Here is a 19,389-nt window from a genome sequence, read left to right as displayed (position 1 = left end):
CCTCTTGACGGCTTGGAATCTCTTCATCCAAATCATGGTGCCCTTACAGCCTTTCCAGAATGGAGACGTAATTCGCGACCGCCCCGCCGCCCATGTTGAAACACATGCCCAGCTTGGGATCATGAAGTTGCATATCACCCGCCTCACCGGTCAACTGTTTGGCGGCGATGACATGCATGCTGACCCCGGTCGCGCCGACCGGATGGCCCTTGGCCTTCAGCCCGCCCGACATATTGACCGGCAGCCGGCCGTTACGCCCCGTCCCGCCGTCGATGACCAGCTCACGCCCCTTCCCGGCCGCCGCCAGCCCCATGGCCTCGACCGACAGCAGCTCAGCAATGGTGAAACAGTCGTGGACCTCGGCGAACGAGATATCGCCGACGGACACCCCAGCCTGTTCATAGGCCTTGGCAAACGCCCGCCGCGGCCCTTCAAACGCCGTCATGTCCTTGGCCGACAGCGGCAGCAAATCATTGACCTGTTGCGCCGCGCGGAAACCGACGGCGCGCTTGAAATCACCCGCCATATCCTCGCGCACCAGCACGATCGCCGCCGCCCCGTCCGACACCAGAGAGCAATCCGTCTTCTTCAATGGCGCAGCAATGATCGGGTTCTTGTCCGACGCGTGCAGGCAAAAGTCCAGCTCCAGCGGCTTGCGCAGTTGGGCGAACGGATTGTGCACGGCGGCGGCGTGGTTCTTGGTAGCGATATGCGCCATGGCCTCGGTCGGATCGCCATACTTGGCCTGATAGGCCAGGGCGAACTGGGCGAAGATCTGCGGGAAGCTCATCCCGGCCTCTTCGCGCTGATAACTGGCCGCGCCCAGGGCCCGCGTCACCGTCGCACCGTCGACGGCGGTCATCTTCTCAGCGCCGACGACCAGGGCCGCCTTCACACGCCCCGACGCGATCGCATCCATGGCCGCGTACAAAGCCGCCGAACCCGAAGCGCAGGCATTTTCCAGCCGCGTCGCCGGCTTGAACCGCAGGCCCGGGTCGGCGCCCAGGATCATCGAGGCACAGAACCCGTCCGGCACCATGCCGGCATTGAAATTGCCCAGCCAGACAGCGTCGATGTCCTCGCCCGTCAACCCGGCATCGGCCAGGGCTTCACGGGAGACGGCCTGGATCATGTCTTCCAGCGACATATCGAGACGGCCGAACGGGGTGTGTCCCCAACCGACAATGGCAGCTTTCATGGTTCCAATCCTTCCAGAAAGGTTTCGATGGCGGTGACGGCCTCACCTTCGTCCAGCATGGGGGCATGGCCGCGGTTACGCACGGTGACGGCGTGCATGCCAACATGACGCTCTCCCATCTGTTTCAAGGTCTCCGCCGACAGGAGGTCAGAAATCTCACCGCGCACGGCCAGGATCGGCAAGCCTTCCAGCTTGTCCCACATCCCCCACAGATCGGGCGGCGCCACGGTCGGCTCTGGCGTCGCGAAGGCCTGCGAGATGGCCGGATCATAGGCCGGGGCGATGCTGCCGTCGTGCCGCGCTTCATAGGTCCGGCGCGCAAAGGCCAGCCAGTCGTCGTCGTGATAATCCGGAAAGGCGACGCTGTTGGTCTCACGCGCCCGGGCGGCCGCCTCTTCCCAACTGGCCACGGCCACACCCTTGCCGGTATAGCCGGCGATGCGCGCCAACCCGGCCGGATCCAACTCCGGCCCAACATCGTTGATCACCATGCCGATCACCATCTGCGGCGCAAACGCCCCCATGATCATGCTCATCAGCCCGCCCATCGAAGTGCCGATCAGCGCGGCGCGCGTGATCCCCAGTTCCCCGAGCAGTTTGAACATGTCCTGGACATAGACGCCGGGCGTATAATGTGCCGGCTGATTGTCCCACTGTGACTTGCCGCGGCCGCGCTGGTCGACGGAAATAACGCGATACCGCTGCGCCAGGTGCGCGGCGATCCACTCGAAATCGGCCGAATTGCGCGTCAGCCCGTGCATGCACAGCACCGGCATGCCGCTGCCGCCATAATCACGTGCATACAACCGCAGTCGCGTGTCGGCGCTTTGGTACCAGATATCGCTGTAGATGGCGTCCACCGCCCACTCCCTGTTTTTTCAGAACGATTAGACCTCAGCTCGAACCAAGTCCTCCTCTCCACGTGTGGGGAGGTGGCGGCGAAGCCGACGGAGGGGTATACCGATGGCGCCGCTTCTCTGACCGTTCCAACGAAAGCACTTCGATCCGGCGACCTACTTAAGCCGCTTTATCTTGTTTGTAGAGTTACTATTTTTCAACATCCGTTGAGTGTCAACATATTTTCAACGATCATTGAAAATTTGACCGTTCCGTTTGAGTCGTGTCACAGGATGGAAAAAACGAGGGAAGGTACCATTTCTGTGAAAGCGCCGCGTAAAGCCGCCTCAGCCAAAGCTGCCGGCCTCCAGAGCCGCCGTGATTTGGTGCTGGATTCCGCCGAGGCCCTATTCTCCGAACGCGGATTTTATGGCGTGACGGTCCGTCAGGTGGCGGACATGGCCGGGGTCGACGTCGCCCTGCCCAACTACTATTTCGATTCCAAGCGCGGCCTGTTCGACGCCGTCTTCCTGCGCCGCGCCGAGGTCCTGAACCAGGAGCGCAGCAACGAGCTGGACGCGGCCCTCACCGCGGCCCAAACTGAAAACCGCACCATCCGCGTCGAAGAAATCCTGAATGCCTTCGTCCGCCCGGTCAAAACCGCCCAAAGCTCCCAGGATCCGGGCTGGCGCAACTATTGCCGCCTGGTGGCAGAGGTCAATTCGTCAGCGGTATGGGCGGGGATGATGACCTCGCACTTTGACACCTTGATTGCCCGCTTCATCGAAGCCCTGCACGTCGCCGTCCCGGGCGTGGCGGCCAAGGACATGTACTGGGCCTACCACATGCTGACGGGGGCCCTGACCTTGACGATGGCGGATACCGGCCGGATCGACCGTCTGTCGGGCGGTTTGTGCCAGTCGGGCGACGCGGTCGACGCCTACCGTCACCTCGTCACCGTCTTCACCGGCGCCTTCCTGGCGTTGCCGCGAAGCGCAGAGTAAGGGAAGGTATCCACAGATTACACAGATTACACAGATTAAGATCCAATCTGTGTAATCTGTGTAATCTGTGGATCTGCTTTGCGAAAACGCCCTCCCTTGGCGTTATCGCAAAGATTCATCCCCTGTTTCCAGATAGCCCCTTCCAAAAATCGGAAATACACGAGGGCAGGCCGTTGGCCACAGCTGGCCGCCGCTGGGCTCAGTCTTCAACCGTTGTGGCCTAACTCGGGAAGATGTTTTTGATTCACAATGTCAAAGACCGCATCACTTGCCGGCGATGGAGGGGTATGCTGCGGCCTGGGTGGAGGCGCGCCTATACTTCCGTCCGCCCCGTAGAGGTTCGCCCCGTAGAGGTTCGCCAGATGGCGCCATCACCCCGCATTTGGAGCTGACAGTCATCATGGTGCGCACCACGGGTTATCCCCGGCAGCTGAGGCTCCCGATCAACAGACTGACAATCGCCTTGATGTCAGACGCTGGCCGAGACCCCAGAGCTGAAATGTACTAAATATACATTTCAAAGTCAAGGCGAAAATGTAACTTTTGTACATGAATTTGGCCGACACCCGGATTGATCGATTTTTCACGCCGGGCGGCCGCCCGGCATCTTCGAGTATTTCAGGAAATATGGGTCAAGATCATCGTGGGGTCGAATTATGCCTCCCCGCGTTCTTCTTCGTGCGTAGGTGAGCGTAGCCAAGATATATCCTCGCAAGCGCAAGGACCGCACGAACGAGCCAGGCCGAAGGCCGCAAGATTTGAACACGAACACCACGAACCCGCCGCTTTGCGGCGACACGAAAAGACACGAACTTCGCGATTAAATCAGCGTCCCCTGGACATCGCCGCCCGGTAGCCCGGGCTCGGCCTGCGTCGCCTCGCCGGGGCCGTCGCGCTTGGCCCCCGTCGCTACAACGTGCAAAGCCCCATCCGGCAAAGGCCGCTGCAAGCCTTGCGCCTCCGCCCACGGCAGCGTCATCCACGCTTGGCATTCGTCCAAAGTCGTCAGAATAACCGGCATCGCCTTCTCATGCACCGCCCCGACCTCAGCGTTCGGCTCCGTCGTCAGGAAGGCATAGAAATCCCCCGCCACCGGATCGCCCGACACGCGCACCTGCCGCGTCGTGTTGGTCCATACGCCTGCGAAGAAGAACAACGGCCGCGCCTCGCCGAACGCGAACCAGTGATTGACCTTGGAGCCCGACACCTGATCCGGCTCGGCAAACGACGTCACCGGCACCAGACACCGGCTTTCCACCCCCAGCCACCGTCGCCAATGCGGCGACTTGGTGTTGCGCACATTGGTCACCCCGATGTCGGACTTCTTGCCCTGGAGCGCGAACGGCGGCGACGGCATGCCCCACTTGGCCATGACCAGCTCCAGCTCGTCCTCCACCGCGCGCAGCACCGGAGCGTCATAGTTCGGAAAGATCCCGGAGATCGGAAACTGGTTCCCGGCCCGGTCACGAACCGCCTTCCATCCCTTGACGAAATCGATGATCGCCTGGGCGTTCGTGGTTTGGCTGTACAGATTGCACATGGTCGCGGCTCCGGCATCCCCAGCCTGCGACGCTACCCGCTTGACTCGTCCCCGGCAATGAGAACAAACTAAGAACGAATTGTCATGGCGATCACCCCTACTCCGCAAAACGGCCGCCCTCTCAAGTTGACGGCCACTGTCTCGCCAAATCTTCTCCTCCCTATCGAAGATGGGGAGGTGGCGAGCAAGCGAAGCCAGGCCGAAGGCCAGCGAAGCGCGTCGAGACGGAGGGGTCCTCTTAGCGATTCCCCCACTGCCCTGGAAACCCTCACCTCCCCAAGATCTCAACACGAACACCACGAACCCGCCGCCTTGCGGCGACACGAAAAGACACAAACCTCAGAACGTCCGTGTCACGATCAGGCCCCGACCGGCCAGCCTCACTTGACTCCTACCCACTAATGAGAACAAAGTAAGAACATACACACCGCCGCGCGGGAACTAGGCCTTGGGAGGGTGACATGCTGATCAAAGACGGCTTCTTTGTCGACCTGGAAGGCGTGCGCGATTTCACCGGGCGGCGCGACACCTATTGCATCGCCATGAAGGACAGCAAGAACCCGGACATCTTCCACATCGGCGGCTATCGCTACGACGCCCACGGCCAGCCGCTTCAGCCCTACGCCCCGAAGGTCCTCGACGTCTGGCACGGCGAAAGCGAATCCAAAGGCCACGCGAAGGAGCGGCGGATGAAGATGAAGGACGACGGCGCCTTCGCCGACATTCTGCGCGCCCTGGACAGCCGCGACCAGCCGTGGAAAACCCAGATTCGCCTGTACGACATGAAGCCCTATGACAAGCTGCGCGGCACCTGCCTGGCCTGCGGCCTGTCCGTGGTCCACCAGGTCCGTCGCCTGGTTGAAGAGGCCCGCTATGGCACCCGGACGGTCCAGCAGATCGAGGACGCGTCCGTGTGTCGGCGGTTGAGTTGTAAGGGGCGGGTTACGATTGAGCGGGAGAGGCCGTGATCGCGGTTGTCTGTACTGCTGCAGCGCGCCGCATCACCTACGTGACGACTTATCGTCTTTGCCCCTTTATTCTCAGCGCAGATTTCACGGAGGACCGGAGTTTTGTTGGTGGGCAGACCCGCCATCTGAGCATCCTATATTCGCCTACACGAAGTTATCAGCTCACCGATTTTCGTTACAGTAACTTTGCAATTACCGGCGTTGCACCAGATATCCACGCGGCACTCTTTACCTTAGCAAAAACTTCCTGTGAAGATTCCGCATCGGACACTGCACGAGCTGCAATAGCCGACAAACCCTTCTTATTTATGTTTGCCTCTATTAGATCTTGCCGCCCAAACGTACCTTTAAATATCTCTCCATAAGCAGCAGCAATAAGATTGTAACATGTTGTAATATATACATACCAAATAGCTCTAACACTTTTTGAATACTTAATACTTGTATCGGGATATACATCCCATGCGCAGACTTGGCCAACTTCCTCAAGCACCTTCATGGAAGTAGGAAATCCCGTACCCGAAGCTTGCCTCAAGAAGTCGATCAAGATATTCTTGATTTTCAAGACATCCCCAAAATCAATTTCCGTATACTCCGATGCAATAAAACTCTTCCAGTCATTGAATGTCGTACAGTAACGCATTGCATTTGAAACAAAACTGACATAAAACACGAATGAACTGTAAGGTTTATTGTCCTCGACAGTATCAATATAGGATTGCGCTTGACACAACTGAGTACCAAGAAAAAATACATCAATATTTTCTCGAGAAACTTGGTCGCGAATATTTTTTACAAAATCTATGTATCTTGGATCCAAGTTACCGCCGGCCATAGCCTTTAAAACCATGTTAGATTCACTTAATATGTAATTTCTTATTCCCTCCACCTCCTCCGTAATTTTGGGATCTTTATTGTTGGGCGGAATTACTTCGATCTTACCGTCAATGAAAACAAATCTGACTGGAGACAAAATTTGAGAAGGAGTAAACGTTATTGCAGGACGGCCTAATTCGTCCTGCCCTTCCGCGAACATTCCGTCGACTTCGGGTGGCTTAATTAACTTGAGAACATAATCTTTCATACCAGCAATCAATAAATCTGATAGATTCAACAACTGCCCCATGGAAACACGCCCCATAGATACGCCAATTTTGTCAATATGCTCAGAAATATCCGCAGGAACATTCACTTCATATAACTCGACATGACTCCTGAAAGCAGACAATTCTCTTAAGCCTTTATACATATAAACCGCATTATCTAACTTACCAATTAATGCGTCCGCACGATGTGGCATAAGTCTAACATTTTGCCTTATGTTAGTTAATACCCCCCTCGTTGTCTCAGCATGATTGAGCAAATCTCCGACAATTGCATTATAGTCACTTCCAACGGTATCGTTATGAACTGCTTTGGTTCGGCGTAAAATATGGCGAATAGAGGCGTCGCACTGTTTAATCGCAGAAACAAAATCTTCCACACTGTTAACTTCAATCATAAGCCACCCATCGATCGCATAGAAAACACAAAGAAAATCATTTCACCTTAGAACTCAGACATGTGCGATGGTCAAATGGAAGCTATTTCCGACGATAGAAGGAAGTTTTCCTTCAATCCACCACATATCCCGCTCGACCGACCCGTCGACTCCAACAACGGCGTTCGCAACCTTTGATCGTACCGAATTTTCGAACTAAATGTCCGTTGGGCTGCATCGGGGTGGAGCCGATACAAAAGCTTTAAAAAGCACGGGACAAATCACTCGGCAATAGCCAAAAAGCACTAAAAATCGCAACCTAAAGCCTGGGCGGCTGCAGCCTATGGCTGCGAAAGGCTTTTAAATAGCTTTGCGGCCCAATCCTCGCCACGTCAGTCCATACCACGGGAATAGATCTACCGCCAACCCGCACTGTGGCGCACGCCAGAGATCGCAGGTAGCCCCGCCAGGGACTAACGAGACTATCAATTTAATCAATAATATACAACAGAATGAGAAGGCCAAGGGGTGTTTATCCACTCGTTAGACTCGCAGCAACAATCAATCATGATAGGCTAGATTTCAGTCCGACATTTTGAACCGCCTTTTCGCGGCAAGAGCAGATAGAAAAACGAGAACCGCAGTTACAAAAGTCTGAAAGGTGGCCACAAAGCGCGAGATAGCGCCAACCCAGCCATGGGAGGTGCGTAGTGAGTAGTCCAAGGATCCAGGGATCTCAGCGCCCTTTATGTCCCACGGGAGGACAGGAGCAAGACGCCCCACCGAGAAAGAAAAGGCGTCAGGAAAATAATTAAAGCATCGAAAACTAAATGCAAATTCCCAACCAATACTAATCGTAAATATAAACAAATAGAACAAAGAACAAACAAAAGATAGAAGAAAAGACCAAAGTATTGGCCTCAAAATATCGTTCCCATATCGAGAAACCCACCTGTAAATTTTCAGAACAAGCCTTGTACCAATGTCAGTGGATGGATTATAAGCACGAGCCCAAAGTTCAAATCGATAAAATAGATGAGCAGACTCTTCATCTTTCCTCGCCATCATTTCGTTTTTTAGAAGTAAAGCTCCACCTTCTAGGCGCCTCAGCATTTGAGAGCGCTCTAGTCTTTTCTTTCCATCCAAACTCAGCGGCGGCCAATTTCGCCAAACTCCACGTGTTGCACTCAATATACCGTCAATAACAAATTTTCCATAATACCTATCGATCGAAATGTTATCGATCGAATGGTCTATTTCTAAGCCACCATCAATTTTCGACGTATAAAATGCACCAACAAAGCCAAGACCAGACCCTCTAAAATCAATCCTATCCCCTTGCGACACTAGAAACTCTGTGTCACTAAAGTCACAATGACGCGGCTCTCTAATGGTACAACGAATCCGCGCCTTTTTTACGCTAGCGCCGCATATTGCAATGTGCTTGACGTTGCATGAAGTAATTTTTAGATCACTGTAACATCCACCAGATATTGAAACACCTCCAGATATATAAGACCTTTCTATCTTTACATATTTACTTTCACCCGCGCGCTCATGTTGTGAAAAAGATTTTATATCTTTGTCGAATATACAATTTGAAATCTCTATGTTGGAAAAATTATTAATCGAGAATTCATCGACAAAATGACAAGCAGTTACTTTTTCCAATCCCGCCAAAAGGTATAAGAAATAATCACGAACGGATACGCCTTCCAGTGGAAAATATCCGGTAAATTCCATAGGCCCTTTAAGGACCTTTATTTTTTCTTCACCACTTACGAAATTAAAATTTGAATATGCTTTCTGCTCGAACTTCTGCCAATCAGATTCTCGCCAAAAATACTTCCGAGTGGTTATCCATACATCTTTTTCTTTATCTGCAAGCCAGTAAACAGGTAAGTGTAATGGCGTAAAAAGACGGCCATCCGGCGCATATATTAATTCTTCACCATAACCTCTATACAAATCTTGGTGAGATATACTGTCGTGATGTCTACCCACTGGATCATAGTGAAAAAATAATTGCTTATTTAAGAGGCCATCCCAGCTGTAATCACTTTTGTGCCAACGCTTCCACCATATCTTATAATCCTCGCTTACCTGCACTCCATAGCTCTCAGTGGCACCTTGTTCTTTCTGCATAAGACTAATCGAAAGCTCCCAAAATAACTTATATTCTCTGCATAAAGGCGACGCCGAATCGAATGAATTGAATGCATTTCAGTGACACGATCCGGAATCCCCAACTCTTCAGGACACCTACATCGCCAAGACTATTTCCACACCGTATAGCTCAAACTGACCTCGTAGGGCGCGTTTGGCGCATAGGAGGTTTCCTTGATCGCGTTGATTTTGATCTCGACCAAATGCCCCTCGCCGGTTTTCAGACAATAGAACTCGCCCGCCTTGACCTTCGCCGGCACCTCACTACCGTAGTACTTGCCGTTGCAACCGCTATAGCTAGGCGCCGTCGTCATCGCCCCACTGGTGGCGTATTGCGCACCATTCAGGGTTCTCAAGGTAACGTCCGCCTTGTAACCGTCCAGCCTCAGATCGCGCGGCCCGGCGTAGGCTGGCACCGATCCAGCCTCAGGGCCGCTGCCTTCCAGCACCCCGGTTTCGACGTCCAGCTTGGGATGCAGGAAGGTAAGGGTGACGCCGCCGGCCCCTAACATGAACGGCGGCGTGGTCCACAGCTTGTAGCCGAAATCGATCTGCCAGGGCGCACTCTCATTGCTGGTCGGCTTGACCGATTGAATGGCGATCTCGACCAGATTGTTCTCGACCGTGCGGAAGCAGTAATATTCGCCCACCTTGACCTGGTTCGGCGACGCGCCGAACGCGGCCTTATGGCACCCCAGATAGCCACGCGCGGTCGCCGACGGCCCTCCGGCCAGGAAGTGCGCCCCTGTCAAAGGCTTAATCGTCACCTTATCTTTGTAGCCGTCCTGGCGGATATCGCGAGGTCCAGCGCCCGACCACGGCGTATTGCCCCCGACATTGGTACCCTCATAGGTCCCGGTTTCGAAGTCGAACTTGCCATTGATATAGTTGACATGGCCGCCGCCCGTTTTTGACGGTGACGGCACGGTCACGCCGGGAATCGGACCGGTCGGCGTCGGTGTGCCCCCGTCGGTGACCACCTTGGCCAGCCGCGCGGTGTCGAGCTCCGGCGCGACCATCAGGGGCCCCGTCTTGCCAATCGTCTCGGCTGAGGCAGCGGCCACGCGCCCCGGCGTGTCGGCCGTGACGTCGACGCCATTGGCCAGGATCGTGCCGCGGCAGACCACAGACTTAACGCCCGCGACGGCCTCGATCGGATAGAACAGGGTGTTGAAACCGTCGTCGGCGCTATTGGGCAGATAGGTCCCATCCGGCTGAGGGAAGCCCGGATTGAACACCGGCGCCGTCGCCTGCCCCTTGGCCAGCGCAACGCGCTGCGGCCAACTGGCGACCGCCCGGCCCGAAATATAGGCGCATTCGCCCATCTTCTCAAACTTGGCGCCGGGCGTCGCCCAGGCGGGATCGGCCGCCGTGGGTTTGATCTGAAAACGAAGTTGCGCCTGAACCGTTGCCGCGCCAGCTGTCCCAGCCAGGCTGATCACGACCGCCGCGACGGCCAATCCCGATATCATACCGCGCATAGGCGTCTCCCCGTTAACCACACCTTCTCACGGTAAAAGGCCACAGGCAAGACCGTTGCTATTGGCAATGATGGCGCAACCGTCACGGAACAGGTTTACCCGCCCCGCGACAGTCGATCGCCTCACTTAGCCACCTTCCGGGGAATTAAGGGGGCAGAGTCATTTGCTGACGTGTTGGCCCTTGAAAGGGTGAGGTACGTCATCGGACGCTCGCCGCCCGCCGGCGTCCTGGCTTCACCCACGCAGGACAGTGGCGCGCACTTCGCTCAGGACGATAGCAGCTGTTTGATCGCCGCGGCGAGGTCGGTCTGGCGGAACGGTTTGACGAGCCGCGCGATATCGGGCGTTACGCCCTCGATGTCGGCGTACCCCGACACGACCAAAGTAAGCAGATCCGGACGCTCAGCGCGCATTTGGCGCACAAGATCCGTACCATTCATTCCAGCCATCAAATGGTCGGTTACAAGCATGTCGATGTCGTGGCGATCTCTTAGCACGTGCAAGGCGTCTTCCGCCGACGCGGCCTCGACGACCTTGTATCCCAATTCCGTCAGCATATCGGTCGTGGTAGCGCGCACCAGGTCCTCATCATCCACGACGAGTATCGTTCCCGATCCGTGCGACGTAGCCGCAACTGCAGCGGTCGCTGACCGCTCGGCGGCGTCTTCGCTGACCGGAAGCCAAAGTTCAACCCGGGTCCCTAGTCCGGGCTTGCTGGAAATCGCCAGCTCGCCGCCAAGCTGCCCGGCAAGCCCGTGAACCATCGACAGCCCGAGGCCCGTCCCCTTGCCGACGCCTTTGGTACTGAAGAAAGGTTCGACGGCGCGCGCCAGGGTCGACGTGTCCATGCCAAGGCCGGAGTCCGACACGGACAGGCGTATGTAGGTCGCGGGCGCCAGGTTGGCGCGGTGATGGCCGGCCTCGACAACCTCCTGCGCCGCCGCAATGACAAGGCGGCCACCGTCCGGCATGGCGTCACGCGCGTTGCCGGCCAGGTTGAGCAGCGCCATCTCCAGCTGGTTGGCGTCGGCGCGGGCGCTTGGCAAGTTCGGCGCAAGGTCAAGTTCGACACGAATGGTCGGGCCGGACGTGCTGGCCACCAGATCCGCCATCCCCTCTATCAGCCCTTTGACGTCGACGGCCTCCGCCTGCAACGGTTGACGCCGTGCAAAGGCCAGTAGCCGTTGGACGAGCACCCGCGCGCGATCGGCGGACTGCAAGGCGTTCGCAATCATCCTTTGTTCGCGTTCGCCGCCTACGCCGCGGCGCTGGAGCATGTCGAGGGAACCGATTATGGGGCCCAGCAGATTGTTGAAGTCGTGCGCGACGCCGCCGGTCAACTGCCCCATCGCTTCCATCTTTTGCGATTGCCGCAGCTGTTGCTGCGCCATGTCCAGTTGGCGTTCTGCCTGAACCTTTTCCGTTACGTCGTAGGACGTGCTGGACGCCCCGATCACCGCGCCAGCCGGGTCGCGAAGGGCGCTGAAACGAACGTCGAAATAGCGGCGGGCGCGATGTTCCTCACCGAAAGCCTGGACGACGGAAAAGTCCTCGCCGGTCAGGGCGCGCGACCAGATCTCGCGGTGCTGGGCAAGATGACCGGGCATACCGGCGAACAATTCGAGAAAATTGTCGCCCACGCGGGGGCGTTTGCCGAAGCCGGCTTCGAAACCGTCGATACTGGACTTGTTGATCGCCAATATGGTGTAGCCCAGGTCAAGTGCCGTTACGCCCGCCGTTGCCCCCTCGATCACGTCGGAGAAGACCTTCCGTTCGGCGAGGGCTTCCGCCACGCGGCTCTCGAGCCGGTCATTGAGCTCGCGAAGCGCCAACTCCGCCTCCTTGCGCTCGCTGATATCGATGACCGAACCAATGTACCCCAGGAACTGTCCGTCCTGATCGAATCTCGGCGCTGCTGCATCGATCGCCCAGCGGTAGGAACCATCGGCATGCCTTAACCTGTACTCAATACGGAACGGCTTTTGGTCTTCGTTCGCCTGGCGAAACACCTCATCGGCGCGAGCCTTGTCGTCAGGATGTGTAACGGTGAGCCAGCCAAAACCTTCTGCCTCTCCCTTAGTCTGGCCCGTAAATTCGTACCAGGCGCGATTGAGATAGGTGCAGTAGCCCGACGCGTCTGTGACCCAGGTCATGACCGGCGCGTGGTCGGCCATATTACGGAATCGCGCCTCGCTTTCCTGCAGACCTGTCTCTGCCTTGCGGCGCGCCGTTATATCGTTGAACAGGATCGCAACCCGCCGCCCCTCACGCCCGCCGGCGGGAAAGGCATACACGTCAAACCTGCGGCCCAGCAGGGCGGATCCATGCTCGAACCGTTCGTGCTCCCCCGTGCGGGCGATGCGGCCATAGGTTTCGAACCAATGCTCTTCCAGGCCAGGCGCGGCCGCGCGTAACCAATGGCCCAGGATGTCTACGGGAAAACCGGTTTGGTGATAAAACGCAGGGTTCGCTTCCAGCACGCGGTAATCGATTTGTTCGCCGTCGTCGCCAAGATTAACTTCGACCACGCAGAATCCCGAATCGATAGATTCGAAGAGCAGACGGTATCGCGACTCGCTCTCGCGAAGGCGCGCCTCGGCGTGAGCCCGCTCCATGGCTGCCCAGATCCGCTCGGCCACGTCCTCGATAAGGGTGACGTCGGCCGGAAGCCAGGTACGCGGTTGCGATGTCACGCCGACGAGTGCCCACACGGGATTGTTCTCGCCCTTGCGCAACGCCGCGACGACGAGCGACTTCAGACCGATGGCCATGAGGCTTTGCTTGTCTCTATCCGACAGCCTGGGATCGGTGCTTACATTGTGCAGAACCGTCGTACCCTCTGCGGCATGGCTGATGGTGTCGGGAAAATCCTGCAAGGATACGGTGAGCGGCAGGGCTGCGAAGCCGTTGCGTCTGCACTGATATGGCATGTCCGCCCGATCGTTCGTCAGGTCGAGCAGGGCGATATAACAGCAGTCGAGGTCGAGGGCTTCTGCGAGCATCGCAATGCCCCGATTGGCGACGGCGTCAGCATCGGGTTGTGTCCGCAAGGCGTCATTGAGCTTGAGGAGAAAGGCGGCGTCTTTGTTATATTCCGCTCGGAGCATCGTTACGTCTCAACCGGTTCATCGCTGGGACCGAACAAGGCACGGATGCTATCAAAAGTCGATAAGGTTGCCTCTAGCTAATTAGTTTGGTGACATGACACCAAATACACGACTACTCCACGCCTGCGTGTAGTGCAGCATCGGTTGTCCCGCCAGTTCCCCTCATTCAGAGCGCTGTCTCGGGGCGGTCCTCCCAACCCCGAAACAGCCGATCACCTCACTTGGCCACCTTGAGCTTGAAATGCGGCCCGATATAGGTCCGCACCGGGTTACCGCGTTCCAGCGCTTGATGCGCCGACCATTGGTCACGCCGGGCCTGCCCCCCCGCCTCCACCCGCCGCTCTTCCAGCATCAGCGCCAGTTTCAGCGTCGCCAGCTTGCGGTTGGCATGCTGAGAGCGCTGTTCCTGGGCCGTCGCCACCAATCCGGTCGGCCGGTGGACCGCTCGCACGGCGCTGTCCGTCTTGTTGACGTGCTGTCCGCCCGGTCCACTTGCCCGCATGGTCGAAAACGTGATGTCGCTTTCGCGCAAATCGGGCACGCTCTGCGGCGACGGCGCCAGCGCCACCCCCACGAACCAGTTGCGCCGCTTGTGCAGCGGGCGAAACGGGCTGTCGCCCACCCACTGGATGGTCCCGATCCGCTCACGCACAAACGCCGGCGCCGCTTCGCCGCTGACGCTCAGCAGGAGAGACGCCGGCAGCGCCTCCCCCGCATCGAGGACGTCGCAGGTCACCCCCTGCTCCGCCCCCTCGCGCGTGAAGGCTTGCGCCAGTTTCGTAACGACCCAGCAACATTCGTCGGGCCCCTTGCCGGAGCTTATATGCAGAATGATTTCGGTCATGATGCCCTCGTCTTGTAGCTCAGCAAGGGCCGAAGCCGCGCGATCACCCGGATAAGACCGGCCGCCTCAAGGTCGCCAATAACGCCGGCGATATCCTTATAGGCCTCCGGAGCCTCCTCGAAGATCAACCGTCGGTCCTCGCAGATCACATGGCTGGACAGCCGGGTCTTCTGCAGATCAGCCACCTTATACCGCCGCGACAGCCGCGCATGAGCATCGTTGCGGCTCCATTTGCGCCCGGCGCCGTGCGCAAGCGAACTCAGCGCCACCTCCGCTTGCTCCGCGACAGGCTCCGCCAGATAACTGAAGTCCCCGCGCGATCCCGGGATCACAACCAGACCGCAATCCGCCGGCGCCGCCCCCTTACGGTGCAGCCAACCGTCACGATAGGCGGTGACGCTGTTGTGCGTGATATCCAGCCGGCATTCGCCGGACAGACCCACCGCGTTCAGGAACCGCTCGGCAATGATCCGACGGTTGACCACCGCCCAGGCCACGGCCTGGTCATGCCGTGTCAGATAGGCCCTGGCCTCCGGGGTGGCCGCCGGAAGACCCGACTTGCCGGTCAGGTCCATCTGCGCCGACAGGATCGCCTGGCCCAGCCCGCGCGAGCCGCTGTGCACCATCATCCAGACGCGATCCTCCTGGGCATTGAGCGCCGCAAATCGCTGAGGATCGACAACCTCTTCGATCCGTTGGAACTCGACGAAGTGGTTGCCGCCGCCGATCGTGCCCAGCGAAGGCCCGCCCAGCGACAGCATGCCCAGTTCGCGTGGCAGCCCGGCCGCGGCCAGAGCGTCCTCAACCGGCCCGTCCCACGGGTCATCGAGCCCTTGCAGACGGCGGTCCACCTGGCCGACGCGGAATTTCCGCACCGGAAGGCTGGTTTGCCACAGGGCCATGCCGCAGCCGATATCGCTGCCGACCAGGTGCGGCCAGATGCGGTCGGGCGACCAGAAGGCGGCGCCCACGGCAATGCCGTTGCCGGCGTGCAGATCGGGCAGGCCGACAACCTTGCCCATGCCGTCCAGACGCGCGGTGGCATCCAGTTGATCCAGCGCCAACGGGTCGAAGCGCGCCGGATCGCGCCCGATGAGCGTGATTTCGCAACATTTACAGGTATTGGCAGCGCTGCCTGCGCCGCCGGAACAGATCAGGCGTGCGTGTGCGCCTGACAGGAAATTGCCCATGCAATTGGTTCCTGAAGAGTAAGGATAAGAAGATCGGTTTCGCGGTTCAGGAACGTGGCTCGCATGATGGTCTCCTTTCCTGCTTCAGGTCTTGCCGGGACTGGCTATCCCGGCCTGATAAGCGATTATGATTGCAAACGCAACAATATTTGCGACTTCGGTAGAGCATGTGACGCATTTGCCCCAGGTCCCCCTCCTCACCTGCGATAGACCTATTGCATAGGGTTGTTGAGGTGACGAAATTTCTCCTCCCCATTTCATGGGGAGGGGGACCGCGAAGCGGTGGAGGGGTAACTTACTGCGGCCTGAGACGTGCTAAACTGTTTATTGGTAAGGATATTTTTTCCGGAAATGCCGTGGGACAATCGCGTCTACCCATACCCCTGCACCGCTTCGCGGTCCCCCTCCCCACAAAATGGGGAGGAGGGAGTTTGAAAATCTATGTAAGATTGCACCGCCGCAGGCGCGGAGAAGCTTCGGGGTGAGTGGAACACACCCCCTGCAAATAACTGGTTTTTCTAATTATCATTATCCTCGATAACAAAAATGACCTCCCAACCCACCCAAGCCATTGCGGCCCCTCCAAATCCCTGCAATAGTCTGACTAATTAAAATGCCGATGCCACACGACGAACGGCAAAATCACCTTGGGAGGGTGTCCATGAAATACGCTATCACCGCAGCTCTGGCTGCCCTGCTTCTGGCTGGCTCCGTATCGGCCCAGACCCCGCCTCCGGCCGCGCCGGCGGCTCAACCCGCCGTCATCGAGGATTTCAAGCCGTCGTCGCTGAACCAGCCGGGCCAGGAATATCCTCAGGTCAATTCCCAGGGATATGCCCGCTTCCGCATCACAGCACCCGACGCCAAGGCCGTGAAGGTCAGCCTGGGCCTGGGCGGGCGCGGCGGTACGACCCTGACCCAAGGGGCGGATGGCGTATGGACCGGCACCACCGAAGGTCCGATGGACGAAGGCTTTCACTATTACCACCTGACCGTCGACGGCGGCATCTTCAACGATCCGGGCGCGAAGAACTTCTACGGCTCGATCCGCTGGGAAAGCGGCATCGAAATCCCGGCCCACGACGCCGACTTCTACGCCCTCAAGGACGTTCCCCACGGCAACGTGCAACAGATCATGTTCCCGTCTCCCAGCACAAACACCCAGCGCCGCGCCTTTGTCTACACCCCGCCGGGCTATCACAAGGACAGCGCGACACGCTACCCGGTGCTGTACTTGCAACATGGTTGGGGCGAGGACGAAACCGCCTGGTCGAACCAGGGCCACGCCAACCTGATCATGGACAACCTGATCGCCGAGGGCAAGACGAAGCCCTTCATCATCGTGATGACCTATGGCATGACCAACGAAGTAAAAATGGGCGGCCTGCGCAACTTTGACATCAAGCCGTTCCAGACGGTCATGATCGATGAGCTGATCCCCTATGTCGACAGCCATTTCCGCACCCTGTCGGATCAACCGAACCGCGCCATGGCCGGTCTGTCGATGGGCGGCTTTGAAACCAAGCTGATCACCTTCGCCAATCTCGACAAATTCGCCTATATCGGCCTTCTGAGCGGCGGTACGATTTCGGTCGAAGACGCCGACAAGACGCCGGGCTTCCGCGACAAGATCAAGCTGGCCTTTGTCGGCTTCGGCAGCCGCGAACTCGAAGGCGGCCGCGCCGGCCCTCCGGGCGGACCTCCGGTCGATCCGCGCGCCAATGCCGAGGCCCTGAAGGCTTCGGGCTTCAACAGCGTGTTCTACGTGTCACCGAACACGGCCCACGAATTCCAGTCCTGGCGCCGCAGCCTGCGCGAAATGGCCCCGCTGCTGTTCCAAAACTAACTTGGCCAAACCCAAAAATCTTCACGAAAAAGCCAGTAATATAAATAACTTATACCTCCCCGTTATACGGGGAGGTGGATCATGTGCTGGAAGCACATGAGACGGTGGGGGATTTGGCCCGCCGGTGCGTCCCTCACCCCCACACCAGACCTATAACTCCAAAAGCGCCTTCCCTCCCCGGCCCGAATTGACCGGGGAGGCCCCCTCATCCGGCAGCCCCCTGCCGGTCTCCTACCCCTTCACACAAACAACCTGGCGAAGGGTGTGGACGATCTCGACGTGGTCGGCCTGAGCGGCCATCACGGCGTCGATGTCCTTGTAAGCCGCCGGCGTCTCATCGATGACGTCGGCGTCCTTGCGGCACTCCACACCCGCCGTAGCGGCAATGTGGTCCTCCACAGTAAAGCGGCGCTTGGCCTCGGCGCGCGACATGGCCCGCCCGGCGCCGTGCGAGCACGAACACAGAGCCTCGGCTGCCGCCTGACCATCGATCCCGCGCACGATGAACGACTTGGCGCCCATCGAACCCGGAATGATGCCCAGCGTCTCCGGCGTGATGCGCACGGCGCCCTTGCGGGTCACCAACACGTCCGAACCGAAGTGCCGTTCGTGCGCCACGTAGTTGTGGTGGCAGTTCACGGCCTCGCAGTCGCAGGTGAAGCGCTTCGGCACCGACAGCGACAGCGCCTCGAGCGCCGCCGTCATCATCAGTTCCCGGTTGGTCCGGGCGAAACGCTGAGCCCACGACACCGCGCCCATATAGTCGCCGAACAGCTCCGAGCCTTCCGGCAGGTAGGCCAGGTCCTCGTCGGGCAGGTTGATGTACCAGCGCTTCATCTCGTGCTTGGCGCGCTCGATGAAGTAGGAACCGATACGGTTGCCGATCCCGCGCGAACCCGAGTGCAGCATGATCCACACCGCCTGGTTCTCATCCAGGCAGACCTCGACGAAGTGGTTGCCGGTCCCCAGCGTCCCGAGGTGGTTCGGGGCCCGCGCCGCCGCCTGGCTGATCTTCGGGTGCTTGTCGATGATCTTTTGCAGCTCACCGTGCAGCCCCGAAAACGCCGTGTCCGACGCTTCCGACGTCTTACCGAAAGCGCCGCGGTCGTTGGCACCACCGTTGTCGGTCCGGCCGTGGGGGATGCGCGCCTCGATCGCCGAACGCAGGCCCGCCAGGTTGTCCGGCAGATCCGAAGCGGTCAGGGTGGTGCGCACCGCCATCATGCCGCAGCCCAGGTCGACCCCGACCGCCGCCGGGATGACCGCGCCCTTGGTCGGGATCACCGAGCCGATGGTCGCGCCCATGCCCCAGTGGACGTCGGGCATGATGGCCACGTGCTTGTGGATGAACGGCATGGCGGCGATGTTGTCCAGTTGCTTGCGCGCCTGGTCCTCGACGGCGACTCCGTCGATCCACGCCTTGATCAAGCCCCCACGGGCGCCTTGAAACACTTGCATTTTTATTCTCCATAATTTCGTGTTTCGGAAATGAAAAAGCCCTTCCGACCGGGGGTCGAAAGGGCTGCGAAGCTTTTGAGGGGAGAGCGACCGGCTACAGTCTCGGATCTCCTGTCAAAACGCGCGCAGCCATAGCCGGACCCAGTTCCTGGCTCCGATCATACTGGTTCATGGTGTATGCGCGTTTTGTCATAATGCGTGGCTGTATGTCTAAACCCTGCCGCAAGGTCAAGGCGGATTGTTACGAATGCAACAGGTGTGCTAAATTTA

Annotated in this window: 13 protein-coding genes; 3 read left to right on the top strand and 10 right to left on the bottom strand. The window is 58.3% G+C overall.

Annotated elements, in window-relative coordinates; translation table 11 throughout:
* Positions 1-43: 43 nt before the first annotated feature.
* On the bottom strand, positions 44-1,198 hold the full coding sequence (locus ABI_RS07925; protein WP_006272388.1) for a thiolase domain-containing protein: 1,155 nt from the start codon (positions 1,196-1,198) through the stop codon (positions 44-46).
* The gene (locus ABI_RS07920; RefSeq protein ID WP_006272387.1) at positions 1,195-2,058 is read right to left on the bottom strand and encodes an alpha/beta fold hydrolase; all 864 of its coding nucleotides are present in this window, start codon (positions 2,056-2,058) and stop codon (positions 1,195-1,197) included. Before ABI_RS07920 ends, ABI_RS07925 begins: the two co-directional genes overlap by 4 nt.
* Positions 2,059-2,358: 300 nt before the next feature.
* Here ABI_RS07920 and ABI_RS07915 point away from each other — a divergent pair, with 300 nt between their 5' ends.
* Positions 2,359-3,039 (top strand): TetR/AcrR family transcriptional regulator, encoded by a 681-nt coding sequence (locus ABI_RS07915; protein WP_245531311.1) that lies wholly within the window; start codon positions 2,359-2,361, stop codon positions 3,037-3,039.
* Positions 3,040-3,859: 820 nt separating this feature from the next.
* Here ABI_RS07915 and ABI_RS07910 read toward each other — a convergent pair.
* Positions 3,860-4,579, bottom strand: a complete 720-nt coding sequence (locus ABI_RS07910) for an SOS response-associated peptidase (protein WP_006272384.1) — start codon at positions 4,577-4,579, stop codon at positions 3,860-3,862.
* A 461-nt stretch (positions 4,580-5,040) separates the two neighbouring features.
* Here ABI_RS07910 and ABI_RS07905 point away from each other — a divergent pair, with 461 nt between their 5' ends.
* Positions 5,041-5,547: a hypothetical protein gene (locus ABI_RS07905; protein ID WP_006272383.1), complete on the top strand. Its 507-nt coding sequence runs from the start codon at positions 5,041-5,043 to the stop codon at positions 5,545-5,547.
* A 175-nt stretch (positions 5,548-5,722) separates the two neighbouring features.
* Here the strand turns inward: ABI_RS07905 and ABI_RS07900 are convergent, their stop codons facing one another.
* The 6 genes from ABI_RS07900 to ABI_RS07880 all read right to left on the bottom strand — a co-directional run bounded on the left by ABI_RS07900 (position 5,723) and on the right by ABI_RS07880 (position 15,815).
* Positions 5,723-7,048 carry a hypothetical protein gene (locus ABI_RS07900; RefSeq protein WP_006272382.1) on the bottom strand — a complete coding sequence of 442 codons (1,326 nt, stop codon included), beginning with the start codon at positions 7,046-7,048 and terminating at the stop codon, positions 5,723-5,725.
* Positions 7,049-7,609: 561 nt separating this feature from the next.
* Entirely contained in the window at positions 7,610-9,172 is a 1,563-nt protein-coding gene (locus ABI_RS25025; protein ID WP_006272381.1) for a right-handed parallel beta-helix repeat-containing protein, read from the bottom strand.
* Positions 9,173-9,303: 131 nt separating this feature from the next.
* Entirely contained in the window at positions 9,304-10,674 is a 1,371-nt protein-coding gene (locus ABI_RS07895) for a hypothetical protein (RefSeq protein ID WP_006272380.1), read from the bottom strand.
* Positions 10,675-10,940: 266 nt separating this feature from the next.
* Positions 10,941-13,781 (bottom strand): PAS domain S-box protein, encoded by a 2,841-nt coding sequence (locus tag ABI_RS07890; RefSeq protein ID WP_006272379.1) that lies wholly within the window; start codon positions 13,779-13,781, stop codon positions 10,941-10,943.
* 217 nt (positions 13,782-13,998) lie between these two features.
* On the bottom strand, positions 13,999-14,625 hold the full coding sequence (prfH, locus tag ABI_RS07885) for a peptide chain release factor H (RefSeq protein ID WP_006272378.1): 627 nt from the start codon (positions 14,623-14,625) through the stop codon (positions 13,999-14,001).
* Positions 14,622-15,815: an RNA ligase RtcB family protein gene (locus tag ABI_RS07880; RefSeq protein ID WP_006272377.1), complete on the bottom strand. Its 1,194-nt coding sequence runs from the start codon at positions 15,813-15,815 to the stop codon at positions 14,622-14,624. Before ABI_RS07880 ends, prfH begins: the two co-directional genes overlap by 4 nt.
* A 661-nt stretch (positions 15,816-16,476) precedes the next feature.
* On the opposite strand from ABI_RS07880, the gene ABI_RS07875 reads away from it, so the two are divergent.
* Positions 16,477-17,661, top strand: coding sequence for an alpha/beta hydrolase (locus ABI_RS07875; protein WP_006272376.1), 1,185 nt, complete (start codon positions 16,477-16,479; stop codon positions 17,659-17,661).
* 231 nt (positions 17,662-17,892) lie between these two features.
* Here the strand turns inward: ABI_RS07875 and ABI_RS07870 are convergent, their stop codons facing one another.
* Entirely contained in the window at positions 17,893-19,119 is a 1,227-nt protein-coding gene (locus ABI_RS07870) for an RtcB family protein (protein WP_006272375.1), read from the bottom strand.
* Positions 19,120-19,389 lie beyond the last annotated feature (270 nt).

Origin of the sequence: Asticcacaulis biprosthecium C19, assembly GCF_000204015.1 — a bacterium.
GTDB lineage: Bacteria > Pseudomonadota > Alphaproteobacteria > Caulobacterales > Caulobacteraceae > Asticcacaulis > Asticcacaulis biprosthecius.
Note: the sequence above shows the minus strand (reverse complement) of the source record. Positions and strands in the feature narration are given on the sequence as shown.

Bases quoted from the DNA above. Each gene is read 5' to 3' on its own strand.
- ABI_RS07870 (WP_006272375.1), bottom strand. From the start codon at position 19,119: ATGCAAGTGTTTCAAGGCGCCCGTGGGGGCTTGATCAAGGCGTGGATC.
- ABI_RS07875 (WP_006272376.1), top strand. From the start codon at position 16,477: ATGAAATACGCTATCACCGCAGCTCTGGCTGCCCTGCTTCTGGCTGGC.
- ABI_RS07880 (WP_006272377.1), bottom strand. From the start codon at position 15,815: ATGGGCAATTTCCTGTCAGGCGCACACGCACGCCTGATCTGTTCCGGC.
- ABI_RS07890 (WP_006272379.1), bottom strand. From the start codon at position 13,781: ATGCTCCGAGCGGAATATAACAAAGACGCCGCCTTTCTCCTCAAGCTC.
- ABI_RS25025 (WP_006272381.1), bottom strand. From the start codon at position 9,172: ATGCAGAAAGAACAAGGTGCCACTGAGAGCTATGGAGTGCAGGTAAGC.
- ABI_RS07910 (WP_006272384.1), bottom strand. From the start codon at position 4,579: ATGTGCAATCTGTACAGCCAAACCACGAACGCCCAGGCGATCATCGAT.
- prfH (WP_006272378.1), bottom strand. From the start codon at position 14,625: ATGACCGAAATCATTCTGCATATAAGCTCCGGCAAGGGGCCCGACGAA.
- ABI_RS07900 (WP_006272382.1), bottom strand. From the start codon at position 7,048: ATGATTGAAGTTAACAGTGTGGAAGATTTTGTTTCTGCGATTAAACAG.
- ABI_RS07895 (WP_006272380.1), bottom strand. From the start codon at position 10,674: ATGCGCGGTATGATATCGGGATTGGCCGTCGCGGCGGTCGTGATCAGC.
- ABI_RS07905 (WP_006272383.1), top strand. From the start codon at position 5,041: ATGCTGATCAAAGACGGCTTCTTTGTCGACCTGGAAGGCGTGCGCGAT.
- ABI_RS07925 (WP_006272388.1), bottom strand. From the start codon at position 1,198: ATGAAAGCTGCCATTGTCGGTTGGGGACACACCCCGTTCGGCCGTCTC.